This is a genomic window from Klebsiella sp. PCX (genome assembly GCF_021869705.1).
Lineage (GTDB): Bacteria > Pseudomonadota > Gammaproteobacteria > Enterobacterales > Enterobacteriaceae > Klebsiella > Klebsiella quasipneumoniae.
The window spans coordinates 2418701-2432276 of record NZ_CP091527.1 but is presented as its reverse complement, the minus strand read 5'-3'; the positions used below and the strand labels follow the sequence as shown (position 1 = coordinate 2432276).

General features: G+C 57.9%; 13 protein-coding genes. 6 read left to right on the top strand and 7 right to left on the bottom strand.

All coding sequences use genetic code 11. The annotated features are described in order from the left end of the window. Positions 1 to 16 precede the first annotated feature (16 nt). Together GQR96_RS11445 and dcp are read right to left on the bottom strand one after the other, a co-directional pair. Positions 17 to 598, bottom strand: coding sequence for a cytochrome b/b6 domain-containing protein (locus tag GQR96_RS11445; protein ID WP_032455995.1), 582 nt, complete (start codon positions 596 to 598; stop codon positions 17 to 19). 288 nt (positions 599 to 886) lie between these two features. Next, entirely contained in the window at positions 887 to 2932 is a 2046-nt protein-coding gene (dcp, locus tag GQR96_RS11440) for a peptidyl-dipeptidase Dcp (protein ID WP_069734180.1), read from the bottom strand. Between the two features lie 130 nt (positions 2933 to 3062). On the opposite strand from dcp, the gene ydfG reads away from it, so the two are divergent. Both ydfG and GQR96_RS11430 read left to right on the top strand, forming a co-directional pair. After that, positions 3063 to 3812: a bifunctional NADP-dependent 3-hydroxy acid dehydrogenase/3-hydroxypropionate dehydrogenase YdfG gene (gene ydfG / locus GQR96_RS11435; protein WP_057215052.1), complete on the top strand. Its 750-nt coding sequence runs from the start codon at positions 3063 to 3065 to the stop codon at positions 3810 to 3812. 91 nt (positions 3813 to 3903) lie between these two features. Further along, entirely contained in the window at positions 3904 to 4590 is a 687-nt protein-coding gene (locus GQR96_RS11430) for a GntR family transcriptional regulator (RefSeq protein ID WP_004206025.1), read from the top strand. A gap of 51 nt (positions 4591 to 4641) precedes the next feature. Here GQR96_RS11430 and GQR96_RS11425 read toward each other — a convergent pair whose 3' ends face one another. From GQR96_RS11425 to GQR96_RS11410, 4 genes are all read right to left on the bottom strand, one after another. Further along, positions 4642 to 5073, bottom strand: coding sequence for a universal stress protein (locus GQR96_RS11425; RefSeq protein WP_004206026.1), 432 nt, complete (start codon positions 5071 to 5073; stop codon positions 4642 to 4644). 268 nt (positions 5074 to 5341) lie between these two features. Beyond that, positions 5342 to 6805 (bottom strand): mannitol dehydrogenase family protein, encoded by a 1464-nt coding sequence (locus GQR96_RS11420; RefSeq protein ID WP_069734181.1) that lies wholly within the window; start codon positions 6803 to 6805, stop codon positions 5342 to 5344. A gap of 269 nt (positions 6806 to 7074) precedes the next feature. Continuing rightward, positions 7075 to 8358 carry an MFS transporter gene (locus GQR96_RS11415; protein ID WP_023318175.1) on the bottom strand — a complete coding sequence of 428 codons (1284 nt, stop codon included), beginning with the start codon at positions 8356 to 8358 and terminating at the stop codon, positions 7075 to 7077. Positions 8359 to 8472: 114 nt separating this feature from the next. After that, the gene (locus tag GQR96_RS11410) at positions 8473 to 8835 is read right to left on the bottom strand and encodes a YnfA family protein (RefSeq protein ID WP_175936593.1); all 363 of its coding nucleotides are present in this window, start codon (positions 8833 to 8835) and stop codon (positions 8473 to 8475) included. Between the two features lie 108 nt (positions 8836 to 8943). Here GQR96_RS11410 and GQR96_RS11405 point away from each other — a divergent pair, with 108 nt between their 5' ends. Together GQR96_RS11405 and speG are read left to right on the top strand one after the other, a co-directional pair. Next, positions 8944 to 9285, top strand: a complete 342-nt coding sequence (locus tag GQR96_RS11405) for a DUF1283 family protein (protein WP_004206035.1) — start codon at positions 8944 to 8946, stop codon at positions 9283 to 9285. A gap of 66 nt (positions 9286 to 9351) precedes the next feature. Continuing rightward, positions 9352 to 9912, top strand: coding sequence for a spermidine N1-acetyltransferase (gene speG / locus GQR96_RS11400; RefSeq protein WP_004206037.1), 561 nt, complete (start codon positions 9352 to 9354; stop codon positions 9910 to 9912). Here speG and GQR96_RS11395 read toward each other — a convergent pair. Then, the gene (locus GQR96_RS11395) at positions 9906 to 10616 is read right to left on the bottom strand and encodes a YnfC family lipoprotein (RefSeq protein ID WP_017900332.1); all 711 of its coding nucleotides are present in this window, start codon (positions 10614 to 10616) and stop codon (positions 9906 to 9908) included. The two genes, speG and GQR96_RS11395, sit on opposite strands and share 7 nt — an antisense overlap. A gap of 101 nt (positions 10617 to 10717) precedes the next feature. Here GQR96_RS11395 and GQR96_RS11390 point away from each other — a divergent pair, with 101 nt between their 5' ends. Next, a complete protein-coding gene (locus GQR96_RS11390; RefSeq protein ID WP_023318174.1) occupies positions 10718 to 10987 on the top strand; it encodes a DUF1161 domain-containing protein in 270 nt (89 codons plus the stop codon). A 150-nt stretch (positions 10988 to 11137) separates the two neighbouring features. Beyond that, on the top strand, positions 11138 to 13573 hold the full coding sequence (gene ynfE / locus GQR96_RS11385; RefSeq protein ID WP_069135610.1) for a selenate/tellurate reductase subunit YnfE: 2436 nt from the start codon (positions 11138 to 11140) through the stop codon (positions 13571 to 13573). The last annotated feature ends 3 nt before the right edge of the window (positions 13574 to 13576 follow it).

Here is a 13576-nt window from a genome sequence, read left to right as displayed (position 1 = left end):
TAGAAAGTGCAGAACATTAATCAATAATCGCTTGTTTCCTTTGACGGCGAAAGGAGAGAAAGATATGCAGCACTCCCATCGCACCATGTGCCCAGAAATAGGTTTCAATGAACACCGTCAGAAACTTATGCCAATGAAGGACTGTTTCCGCCAGCGACGGTGACGCCCATGACGCGGTGTCCAGTACAAACCAGAGTCCACCACAGAGTGCGACCGCTAACAGTGCCAGTACGCCAAGCCCCTGAATAATTGCCGCTATGCCCCCGGCATGGGCTTCAGGAAGACGAAATGTCATCAGCTGTTTACTGTCTTCAACCACACCACGAAAATCAAACGTCGACCAGGCAAAATAGTATCGAAACCCGCGCGTATTAAGCATCCAAACCAGCATCACCGCACCAAGCGCAATCAGCGCTAATCCCGAGACAATATGAAACCATGTGACGACCCCGGTAATATTCAGGTCGCGAAGCGCCTCACTTTCAGTGAAATTAGAGCTAATAATCTGCAGCAGAATCAGGGTGGCGACAATAATATGCAGCATGCGGAAAAAAGGGGTGTCTTTATGCGGTAGTGCATTACGTAACTGTTCGTTCATGATTTGGATTGGCGAGGTCAGTATCCTGCCTGTTTGTTAATTAAACCTTAACACCCGTGTTTGCAGGGAAATAAGTGGCGCCTGATGTCCTCTTTTTCTGTGTTTGGAAAACGGACAAAGTCGCTGTCACCTGTGCCGCCCCGTTACTGCGACGAAAATATCGCCGGTATAGTTTTTTCTCAGAATTTGAGGGGGGACTGGGGAGAACAGTGTGGAGATATTTGAGGAACAAAAAGCGGTCAATAAACCGGGCATCGCGCCCGGTTATCGTGTCATCCTGAGAAGGCCCTACTCACTCAACCCGCGATTTTTCAGCATCGGCTCAATCTGTGGATCGTGTCCGCGCCACTGGCGATAAAGTTCAGCTAAATCAGTGCTATTGCCGCGCGACAGAATTGCTTCCCGGAAGCGCTGACCGTTCTCACGGGTCAAACCGCCCTGCTCCACGAACCACTGATAGCCGTCGTCGGCCAGCATCTGGGTCCAGAGATAGGCATAATAGCCTGCCGCATAGCCGCCGCCGAAGATATGGGAAAAGTAGCTGCTGCGATAGCGCGGGGGAACGGCCGCCAGATCCAGTTGCTCATCCCGAAGTATCTTCTGTTCAAACGCATCCACCTCTTCCGGTAACGAAGTGGTCGACAGCGTGTGCCAGCGCATATCGAGCAGCGCGGCGGCTAGCAGCTCGCTCATGTCATATCCTTTATTGAAAGTTGCCGCACGCAACATATTGTCGCGCAGCGCCTCCGGCATCGGCTCTCCGGAGCGATAATGCTTCGCATAATGGGCAAATACCTGCGGATGGCTGGCCCAGTGTTCGAAGATTTGCGACGGGAACTCGACAAAATCCCGCGGGGTATTGGTGCCGGAGAGGCTGGCATAACGCTGGTTGGCGAACAGCCCGTGCAGGGCGTGGCCAAACTCATGGAACAGGGTGATCACCTCATCCCATGACAACAGCGCGTTCTGCTCGCTCTGCGGCCGGGTGTAGTTGCAGACGTTATAGATAACCGGGCGCTGCTCCCGTAGGGTCGACTGTTCGACAAACACGTCCATCCAGGCGCCGCCGCTCTTTGAATCGCGCGCGAAATAATCACCATAAAACAGCGCCATCCCTTCGCCATTGTGGTCGAAGATCTCCCAGACCCGCACATCCGGGTGGTACACCGGGATGTCAAAGCGCTCCACGAAGCGGAGCCCAAAGAGCTGCGATGCCGTCCAGAAGACGCCGTCCTGCAGCACGCGCTCGAGGGCAAAATAGGGTTTAAGCTGCGCGTCATCAATGGCATAGGCAGCCCGCCGCACCTGCTCGCTGTAGTAAAGCCAGTCCCATGCCTGCGCGCGAAACGCCCCGCCTTCGTTGTCGATCACCTGCTGGATGTCCGCCAGCTCACGTTCCGCCCTCGCCCGCGCCGCCGGCGCGATCTGACGCATAAAGCCCAATGCCTCCGCCGGGGAAGCCGCCATTTGATCGGTCAGCGCCCAGCTGGCGTAATCTGCCGCCCCCAGCAGTTCCGCCTGCTGCGCGCGGATCGCCACCAGCCGCAGCACCAGACAACGGGTATCATGCTCATCGCCCTGCTGATTGCGCGTCCAGCCGGCGGCGAAAAGATTTTCCCGCGTTTGCCGGTCGCGCAGCGCAAGCAGCTGCGGCTGCTGGATGGTGTTGGTCAGCGTCAGCAGCCAGCGATCGCTGAGCCCTTTTCCGCGCGCCGCCTCGGCCGCCGCCGCTATCTCCTCATCGTTCAGGCCGTCCAGTTGATGCCGGTCATCGACCACCAGGCCGCCGCTTTTCGCCGCCCCCAGCAGCCGCTGCTGGAACTGACTTTGCAAAGTGGCCGCTTCAGTGTTCAGCGCGCGCAGCACCGCCTTCTGCGCCGGGTCCAGCGTTGCCCCGGCGTGAACAAAACGTTGCCATGTCAGGGTCAGGAGACGCAGGGATTCGCCGTCAAGCGCGAGCGTCTCGCGCTGTTCGTAGACGCTGTTCACCCGCTGGAATAGGGCCTCGTTGAGCCAGATATCATTCCCCAGCCCGGCGAGCTCGGCGGAAAATTGTTCATCCAGTGATTGAAGATAAGGGTTGGTATGGGCGCCGGCCATGGCGAAAAAGACCCGCGTCACCCGCGCCAGCAGCTGTCCGCTCTGCTCCAGCGCCTCGAGCGTGTTGGCGAAACTGGCCGGCTGCGGATTATCGATAATGGCGCGGATCTCCTCGCGCTGCTGCCGAACGCCCTCATCAAACGCCGGCCGATAGTGACTGTCTTCGATCAGATCAAACCGCGGCGCCTGGTAAGGCAACAGACTGACGCTAAAAAAGGGGTTTTGTTCGGACATCTTTCTCTCCTGCACAGGCTAATCCTGTAAGATTAGGCTTCTCCTTAAGGGGTCGCAATGATTTCCGTTACCGGTCGCCGCCTGTGCGTGCTATGGTATGAAAACACAAAAAGCGTTGAGGAACAGTAAGATGATTATCATGGTCACCGGCGCCACTGCCGGTTTTGGTGAAAGTATTACTCGCCGTTTTGTCGCTAACGGTCATAAAGTGATTGCCACCGGACGTCGCGAAGAGCGCCTGAAGACGCTGAAAGATGAGCTGGGCGATAATCTTTATATCGCGCAACTGGACGTCCGCAACCGCGCCGCTATTGAGACGCTGATTACCGACCTGCCCGCCGAGTGGCAGGCTATCGATGTGCTGGTGAACAACGCGGGTCTGGCGCTCGGTCTGGAGCCGGCGCACCGCGCCAGCGTGGAAGACTGGGAAGATATGATCGACACCAATAATAAAGGGCTGGTGTACATGACCCGCGCCGTCCTGCCGGGCATGGTGGCGCGCAATCGCGGCCATATCATCAACATCGGCTCCACGGCGGGCAGCTGGCCTTATGCTGGCGGTAACGTCTATGGAGCGACCAAAGCCTTTGTGCGCCAGTTCAGCCTCAATCTTCGCACTGACCTGCACGGCACCGCGGTGCGCGTCACCGACATCGAGCCGGGCCTGGTGGGCGGCACCGAGTTCTCTAACGTCCGCTTTAAAGGCGATGACGCCAAAGCCGGTAAAACCTACGAGAACACCGAAGCCCTGACGCCGGAAGATGTGACTGAGGCGGTTTGGTGGGTGGCCACCCTACCGAAACACGTCAACATCAACACCCTGGAGATGATGCCGGTGAGCCAGAGCTTTGCCGGGCTCAGCGTTCACCGCCAGGGCTAACCGTCAGCCACCCGGCCTGCTGGCCGGGTATGGGCGGAACCGCAAAAAACGCGTAAAATAGTGCGCATAACCCCATAAAAAGTAACCATCAATGGCCGCAGAATCGCAACTGAATCCGACGCAACCCGTTAATCAGCAAATTTATCGCATCCTCCGCCGGGATATCGTTCACTGCCTCATCCCGCCTGGCACGCCGCTGTCGGAGAAAGAAGTCTCCGTGCGTTTTGCGGTATCTCGTCAGCCGGTGCGCGAGGCCTTTATTAAGCTGGCGGAGAATGGACTGATCCAGATCCGTCCCCAGCGCGGCAGCTACGTCAACAAAATCTCCCTGTCTCAGGTGCGCAATGGTTGCTTTGTCCGCCAGGCGATTGAGTGCGCGGTGGTCCGCCGTGCCGCTGGCATGATTAACGATGAGCAAGTCTATCAGCTGGAGCAGAATCTCCATCAGCAGCGTATTGCCGTCGACCGCCAGCAGTTAAACGATTTTTTCCTGCTTGATGATGAATTTCACCAGAAGCTGTCGGTTATTGCCGATTGTCAGCTGGCCTGGGATACGGTGGAAAACATCAAAGCCGCCATTGACCGCGTGCGCTACATGAGCCTTGACCATGTTTCCTCCCCGGAGATGCTTCTGCGCCAGCATCACGAAATTTTTACCGCGCTGGAAAAACGCGACGCTGAGGCAGTCGAGAAAGCCATGAGTATTCATTTGCATGAAATCAGCGAATCTGTGCTGCTGATCCGTCAGGAGAATCGCGACTGGTTTAGCGAAGAGTAAGGACCAGACGGCTGCGAGATAAGGCTGACGCAGCCGTCGTGACGGAGGGGATTATCTGACCACCAGCACCGGCGTTTTGGCGTAGCGCAAAATGGACTCGGCGTTGGAGCCCAGCAGATGGGTGGAGATCCCCGGTTTGCGGGAGCCAATCACTATCACATCGAACGCTTCGTTGTTACTGATAGCCAGAATTTCATCGCGCACGTTACCAAAGACGACCCGGGTATGGATCCGTGACATTGGCAGGTCGAACAGTCGCGCCACCTCGCGCATCTTTTTCTCTGACTCTTCCTGCATATAGGCTTCGAATTTACGAATATCCGCCGTAAATCCGCGTAATAACGAACGGCTGCTGTTCGGCAGGACGTTGAGCAAGGTGATCTCGCCATTTTCCGCCGATGCGAGAAATTCCGCGTGACGCACTGCCTTATCGCTTAAATCCATTTCAAAAACATCAACAGGCAATAAAATCTTTTTATACATGGCCCGCACTCCTTTTCCAGAGAAAATGATTTTTCAATAACTTAACTATGCCATTTTTGCGGTGAATGACCAGCCATTATTCGGAAAAATAACAGCTAATTATCTTTAGTAAATCAGGGAAATATAGAGTTATGTAAGGACATTGCGTTCGATCATATTTTTAGCCTGCTAAAAGCGAACGACAGCAAAAAAAGATTTATCAGCGGAACCGTGCAGAAACAGCAGAAGAGCCGGTGTCGACCCCATGACCGACACCGGGAACAAATGATTATTGCGCCTCAGCCCATGCGGCAACGGTGGCTTTCGCCCCCTGACGCTGCAGCGCTACATAGGCGCGAGTCACCGCCGAGACGAACCGCGCTTCCTGCGGCAGCTCCCGGCCAAAGATGGCCTCAATGCCCAACAGCGTTTTGACGCGCGCTTCGCCATCGGCGCTGGCGGCTACCGCCTGCTGGATCACCGGCAGCAGCGGATCGCAAATTTCGATCGCCTGGCCGGCGTCGTCAACACCGCCGACATAGCGCATCCACCCCGCCACGCCCAGTGCCAGCAGCGTGAAGTCATGCTGGTGCGCCAGATGCCAACGTACCGAGTCCAGCATGCGCTGCGGCAGCTTCTGGCTACCGTCCATCGCAATCTGCCAGGTACGGTGTTTGAGCGCCGGATTGCAGTAGCGGTCAATCAGCAGACTGGCATAGTGTGACAGATCCACCCCCTGCACTTTTAAGGTCGGGGCCTGCTCGTCCAGCATCAGCGCCAGCGCCGCGCGGCGGTAGTTGTCATCCTGCATACAGTCGTTGATATGCTGATAACCGGCCAGATAGCCGAGATAGGCGAGGAACGAATGGCTGCCGTTGAGCATCCGCAGCTTCATCTCTTCGAAAGGCACCACATCGGCGACCAGCTCCGCCCCCGCTTTCTCCCACTGTGGACGTCCGGCGACAAAGTTATCCTCAATCACCCACTGGCGGAACGGCTCACAGGCCACCCCAGCCGGGTCGCGCACGCCGGTCAGCTGTTCAATTTTATCGAGGGTTTCCGCGGTCACCGCCGGGACAATGCGGTCCACCATGGTCGACGGAAAGGTAACGTTCTGTTCTATCCATGCTGCGAGGTCCGCGTCCAGCGCCCGGGCGTAGGCGCAAACGACGTTGCGCATCACATGACCGTTTTCCGGCATGTTATCGCAGGACATCACGGTAAAGGCAGGCAGCCCTGCCGCCCGGCGGCGCGCTAAAGCCTCCACCACCACGCCCGCTGCCGATTTCGGCTGGCGCGGGTTAGCGAGATCGGCGGCGATCAGCGGGTGATCGAGCTGCAGCTCGCCGCTGGCGGGCGAATGGCAATAGCCTTTCTCGGTAATGGTGAGGGAGACAATGGCCACCTGTGGCTCACACATCGCCGAAAGCACGGCCTCGAGACCATCAACCTGGGCATGCAGCGCCTGCTTCACCACCCCGACCACGCGCGCGGTCCACGCGTCGGCGGACATTTCGGCCACGGTATACAGCAGATCCTGCTGCCGGAGATCGGCGATCTGCTGCTCGCCGCCAATCAGGTTGACTTCAGTGTAGCCCCAGTCACTGCCGTACTCGCTGGCCAGTATATCGGCGTATACCGCCTGATGGGCGCGGTGAAACGCGCCAAAACCCAGATGGACGATACGGGGGACCAGCGCGTGGCGATCGTAGCCGGGCAGGATGGCGTTAGCGGTTAAGAGGGTGTTTTCCATGGTAACTCTCGTTGTTATGTGGCTCATCAACCATTCTCTGGGAGAACTCTCGAGGAGAATGCCTTTGTGCCTCAACCATCTCACGCAATTGGTATAACATCTTTGATTTCTGTCAACTACCATACAAGAAGCTTTTGCCGGGTTGTGCTCGCTGGCGATCGGTCACAAAATCTCTGAGATGACAGAAGAAAATACGCCACGAAGCGGTAAGAGAAGACGGATCATGGCGCAGGCCACGCCTCCCTGCGGGCCTGTTGCATAACGACCGGTTAATCGATGCGGGTTTTGACGATAAAGAAGTAGCACAGCGCCCCGGCGAAGGTCACGCCGGCGGCGATCACCAGCGCCAGATTGAAAGAGTGGGTGGTATCCACAACCCAGCCGGTGACGATCGGCGCGAAGGAGGCAAACACAAAGCTGCCAAAGTTCTGGATCGCCGCCACCGACGCCACTTTATGTTCCGCCACCAGCACCTGTACCAATCCCCAGGCCGAGGTGCCAGCGAAATGGACGCAGAACAGCGCCATGGAGATAAACGCCACCGCCTGGGTCGGCGAGTTTGATTGCACCACCAACAGCGTGCCGAGCGCGGAAAGCACCAGTCCGGCGACAATCGCCGTTTTGCGGGTTTTCGCCAGATCGTAGCCTCTGCGCGCCAGCGCATCGACCACCAGCCCATTGACCCACATGCCCACCGCCGCGGCGAGAAACGGGATCGCCGCCACCCAGCCGGTTTTAGCAAGGCTCAATCCCTGCTGCGCCTGCAGATAACCCGGCAGCCACGCGATATACAGCCAGCCGGTATAGTTCACCCCGGAGAAGCCGAGGATCATCCCCCAGGTGGTACGTCGTTTAAACAGCGCCAGCCATTCGCTCAGTTTCAGCGCCGGTCGTGCCGCCTCCTCGCTGGCCAGATAGCGTTGCTCCTCCTCCTGCAGGGTGAATTGCCGCCGGTTACGGTATCCCACATACCAGCACAGGCCGACCAGGATACCGGCTAAACCAATCACCACAAACATTGTCCGCCAGCCCCAGGCCAGCTGCATGACGACCAGCGCCGGCGGGGCGATGGCCTGACCCAGCACCGTCGAGGAGTTAAATATCCCCACCGCCGTGCCGCGCTCTCGTTGCGCATACCAGTCGTTGATCGATTTCACGCCGGCGGGCATAAACGGCGCTTCGCCGATCCCGAGGCCAATGCGCAGCAGAATAAAATGCGAGAACGAATTGACTATCCCGGTCAGGGCCTGCATCGCAGACCAGAATATTAGCCCGGCGCCCAGCACAACCCGCGGTCCGAGGCGATCCAGCAAAATGCCCGAGGGCAGTTGCGCGAAGCCGTAGGAGAGCGAAAAAGCGGAGAGCAGCACCCCGAACTCGGTGGCGCTCAGACCCAAATCGGCGCGTATCGCCTCCCCGGCGACGCTCAGGGAAGAGCGGTCCAGAAAGTTAACGATACCGGCGATAAACAGCAGCGTCAGGGTGATCTTCTGCACCCGACGGATGCGCAGCGGCGTTGCACCCGCCTGTGGGGCAAATGTCTCAATAGCCATCGTTGTTCCTTACAGAGTCATAACCCAATATGATGTCTGATAAGTAAGGCAACAGGTCGACTACCATACAAGAATTAGGGTTTAAAAAAGTGGCAGGGATCACATTAGACGGGCTTATACCCGTCCCCAGCCCGCCACGATGATCAGCATCCCGCACAGCGCGATGGCCGCCCCCGCCCAGTCATAATGGGTTAATTTGACTCCGTCAACGACCCGCAGCCAGAGCAATGCGGTACAAACATACACGCCACCGTAGGCGGCATATACCCGCCCGCTGGCGGTTGGATGGAGCGTCAGGAGCCAGACGAACAGCCCCAGCGCCAGGCCGGCGGGGATCAGCAGCAGCGGCGTGGCCCCGCGTTTTAACCATAGCCACGGCAGATAGCAGCCGACGATTTCACACAGAGCGGTGGCAAAGAACAGCAGCGTGGTTTTGAGCATTAAAAGATTCGTAAAAGAGACAAAGCGTTGAACTATTCTACGCGATAATAGCCCTTTCCCTACGCTGTTTTGTCGGCTATGCCCGGCAAAACAGCTGTAGTAAACTTAACCTGAGGGTTAACCCATCACCTAAAGGAAATCGTGATGAACATGACACTGAACAAACGCTGGTGCCTGACCGCCATTCTGGCGTTAAGCGCCGTGGTCTATACCTCCAGCTCATTCGCAGCCACCGACCGGCTGGTGATTGAGTCAGGCGACAGCGCGCAAAGCCGTCAGCAGGCGTCGATGGAAAAAGAGCAATGGAACGACACCCGCAGCCTGCGCCAGAAGGTGAACAAACGGGCGGAAAAAGAGTGGGACAAAACCGATGTCGCCTTTGACGCGCAGGATAACTGCCAGAAGAGCGCCAACGTCAATGCCTACTGGGAACCAAACACCCTGCGCTGCCTTGACCGCCGTACCGGCCGGGCGATCAATCCCTGAGCACGCTGGCGCCTGCGGGCGCCGCCTTTCCGTCCCCTCTTTTCCGCTTTGACCACAGGAATTCCCATGACCGACGCGCTACACGTCAGACTCCGCCCCCTTGAGCGCGAAGATTTGCGCTTTGTTCACCAGCTCGACAACAACGCCAGCGTGATGCGCTACTGGTTTGAAGAGCCCTATGAAGCCTTCGTTGAGCTTTCCGATCTGTACGACAAGCATATTCACGACCAAAGCGAGCGTCGCTTTGTGATCGAATGCAATGGCGATAAAGCCGGACTGGTGGAGCTGGTTGAAATCAACCATGTGCACCGCCGGGCCGAGTTCCAGATCATCATCTCGCCCGACTTCCAGGGAAAAGGTCTCGCCACCCGCGCCGCGCGGCTGGCGATGGACTATGGCTTTACCGTGCTCAATCTGTATAAGCTGTATCTGATTGTCGATAAAGAGAATGAAAAAGCGATCCATATTTACCGCAAGCTCGGCTTTATGGTCGAGGGCGAACTGATCCATGAGTTTTTCATTAACGGCGAGTATCGCAACACCATCCGCATGTGTCTGTTCCAGCATCAGTATCTGGCGGAACACAAAACGCCGGGGCCGTCCCTGCTGAAGCCGACGGCTCAGTAATAATCAATGCGGTTTTTAATCGTGTAGTGGCGGGTCAGCGGCGGCTGGACGCTTTCATCGATCACCTGCAGCTCACAGCTCAGCGGATTGTCATGTCGATCGTAGTCGCAGGTCTGGCGCACTGTGCCCAGCGTGCGGTCGTTGAAGGTGCTGATGGCGGTATAGTCCATTTTCTTGCGCGGATCCTTCGACGGCGTGGAGGCAACGGTAAATCGCTCCTCTTTGGCGGTGGTGGTTTTCCCCAGCGGATAGCCATCGCTGTCGTAGCGGTAGGTGGCGGTGGTCTCTTTGCCGCGGGCGCTGATAATAAAACCGTTATCATCCGTTTCCCAGCTCACGCCGGTGGCGGGCATCTCCGCCAGCTGACATTTCCCCTGCAGACGCAGCCGCTTCTCATGGGTGCGGCCATCGACGTAATAGTTGGCGTCCAGCAGCAGCGTAGCGCCGGTGTTATTCTCCACATCCTCCAGCGTCAACAGATCGAAACATCCCTCTTTTGACAGCTGCGCGCTCACCTTTTTGACCACCACATCGTGTTCGTCCAGTAGCGTCTGGCTAAAATCTTTCACCGGTCCGCGCAGCGGATCGAACTCAAATTCATTGGAAAAACTCGCCATCTCCGGGGTGAAGGCTTCCGGGACGCTTTCGCGGTCGCACGCCGTCAGCAACAGCGCGGTCGGGATCAGCCAATACAGTCTTTTCACAGGTGATTCCTTTTGTGTACATCCAATCATATTAGCAAATACAATTGTTTACACCAGTTCTGCTATGCTTAAATCTGGATAACATCGATAAGGAGCGTAAGATGAAACTATCCCTCTGGACAGGCGCCGCGCTGCTGCTGTGCTCCACGACCGTACTGGCGGCGCCCGACTCTTGCGAGCGGGTCAAAAATGATATTCAACAGAAGATCATGAACAATGGCGTACCGGAAACGGCCTTCAGTCTGGCCATTGTGCCCAACGACCAGGCGGACCAGCCCGGCGCTCAGGTGGTGGGTCATTGCGCCAATGACACCTTCAAAATCACCTACACCCGTAACAGCGACAGTCCCGCCGAAAACGACGCTCAGTAAGCCCTCTTTGCTTTCAAACGAAAGATCTTATCCCTGCATTGACCAGGGATAAGATCTGCCGGCTACCCATAACGTATTATCGCTCACCCCGGCGTCTGTTAATGACGCGGCGGCCCTTCTCCGCCCAGCATAACCATCATGGAGTGAGCAATGTCGAATCAGGAATCTTCCGGCGGCGTCACCCGACGCGCGTTACTTAAATCCACAGCCCTCGGTTCTCTGGCGCTGGCCGCCGGCGGGCTTCCCCTCCCCTTTACGCTGCGCAGCGCCGCGGCGGCGGTACAGCAGGCTGCCGGCGACAACACCCGCATTGTCTGGGGCGCCTGTTCGGTCAACTGCGGCAGCCGCTGCGCCCTGCGGTTGCACGTGCGTGATGATGAAGTGGTGTATGTCGAAACGGATAACACCGGCGACGACCGCTATGGCGATCACCAGGTCCGCGCCTGCCTGCGCGGGCGTTCGATTCGCCGGCGCATCAACCACCCGGATCGCCTTAACTATCCGATGAAGCGCGTGGGAAAACGCGGAGAAGGCAAATTTGAGCGTATCAGCTGGCAGGAAGCGCTGGATACCCTTGCTGACCGCCTGAAGCGCGTCGTCGCGGAATATGGCAACGAAGCCGTGTACATTAACTACTCATCAGGAATTGTCGGCGGGAACATCACTCGCTCCTCGCCTTCCGCTTCGCCGGTGGCGCGGCTGATGAACTGCTACGGCGGCTCGCTTAACCAGTACGGTACCTACAGCACCGCGCAGATCGCCTGCGCCATGCCCTACACCTACGGCAGTAACGACGGCAACAGCACCTCAGATATTGAAAACAGCAAGCTGGTGGTGATGTTCGGCAACAACCCGGCGGAAACCCGCATGAGCGGCGGCGGCATTACCTGGTATCTGGAACAGGCCCGCGAGCGCTCCAACGCGCGGATGATCGTTATCGATCCGCGCTACACCGATACCGCCGCCGGTCGCGAAGATGAGTGGATCCCCATTCGCCCCGGCACGGACGCCGCGCTGGTCGCCGGTATCGCCTGGGTGTTGATTAACGAGAATCTGGTGGATCAGCCGTTCCTTGATAAATACTGCGTCGGCTACGATGAGAAGACGCTGCCGGCCGGGGCGCCTGAGAATGGCCACTATAAAGCCTATATCCTCGGCGAGGGCGACGACGGCGTCGCCAAAACGCCGCAGTGGGCCTCGCGTATCACCGGCATCCCAGCCGATCGCATCATTAAACTAGCGCGCGACATCGGCATGATCAAACCGGCCTATATCTGCCAGGGCTGGGGGCCGCAGCGCCAGGCCAACGGCGAGCTCTCGGCCCGGGCAATCGCCATGCTGCCGATCTTAACCGGCAACGTCGGCATCAACGGCGGCAACAGCGGCGCTCGCGAATCGACCTACACCATCACCATCGAGCGTCTGCCGGTGCTGGAAAATCCGGTGAAAACCGCCATCTCCTGCTTCACCTGGACCGACGCCATCGCCCGTGGTCCGGAAATGACCGCCACCCGCGACGGCGTGCGAGGCAAAGAGAAGCTGGATGTGCCAATCAAATTCCTGTGGAACTACGCGGGCAACACCCTCATCAACCAGCACTCCGACATCAATAAGACGCACGATATTCTGCAGGACGAGAGCAAGTGCGAAACCATCGTGGTCATCGACAACTTTATGACCTCGTCGGCGAAATACGCCGACCTGCTGCTGCCCGACCTGATGACCGTTGAGCAAGAGGATATCATTCCCAACGATTACGCCGGCAATATGGGCTATCTGATTTTCATCCAGCCCGCCACCTCGGCGAAGTTTGAACGCAAACCGATTTACTGGATCTTAAGCGAAGTGGCGAAACGGCTCGGCGACGATGTCTACCAGCGTTTTACCGAGGGGCGCACGCAGGCGCAGTGGCTGCAGCATCTGTACGCCAAAATGGTGGCGAAAGATCCGGCGCTGCCGGCCTACGAGGAGCTGAAGCGAATGGGCATCTACAAACGCAAGGATCCGAACGGCCACTTCGTCGCCTATCGCGACTTCCGCCGCGACCCCGAAGCGCATCCGCTCAACACCCCGTCCGGCAAAATTGAGATCTACTCCAGCCGGCTCGCCGAGATTGCCGCCCGCTGGCAGCTGGAGAAAGACGACGTCATCAGCCCGCTGCCGGTCTACGCCTCCACATTTGAAGGCTGGGACGATCCGCTGCGCAGTCAGTATCCGCTGCAGCTATTTGGATTCCACTATAAGGCGCGCACCCATTCCAGCTACGGCAACGTGGATGTGCTGCAGGCCGCCTGCCGTCAGGAAGTGTGGATCAACCCGCTTGACGCGGAAAAACGCGGGATTAATAACGGCGATCTGGTGCGGGTGTTCAACCAGCGCGGCGAAGTCCGGCTGCCGGCGAAAGTGACGCCGCGCATCATGCCGGGCGTGTCGGCGATGGGCCAGGGCGCGTGGCACGACGCCAATATGGCCGGCGACCGGGTTGACCATGGCGCCTGCATGAATACCCTGACCACCCATCGCCCGTCGCCGCTGGCGAAAGGGAATCCGCAGCATACCAACCTGGTCGATATCGAGAAGGTTTAAGGA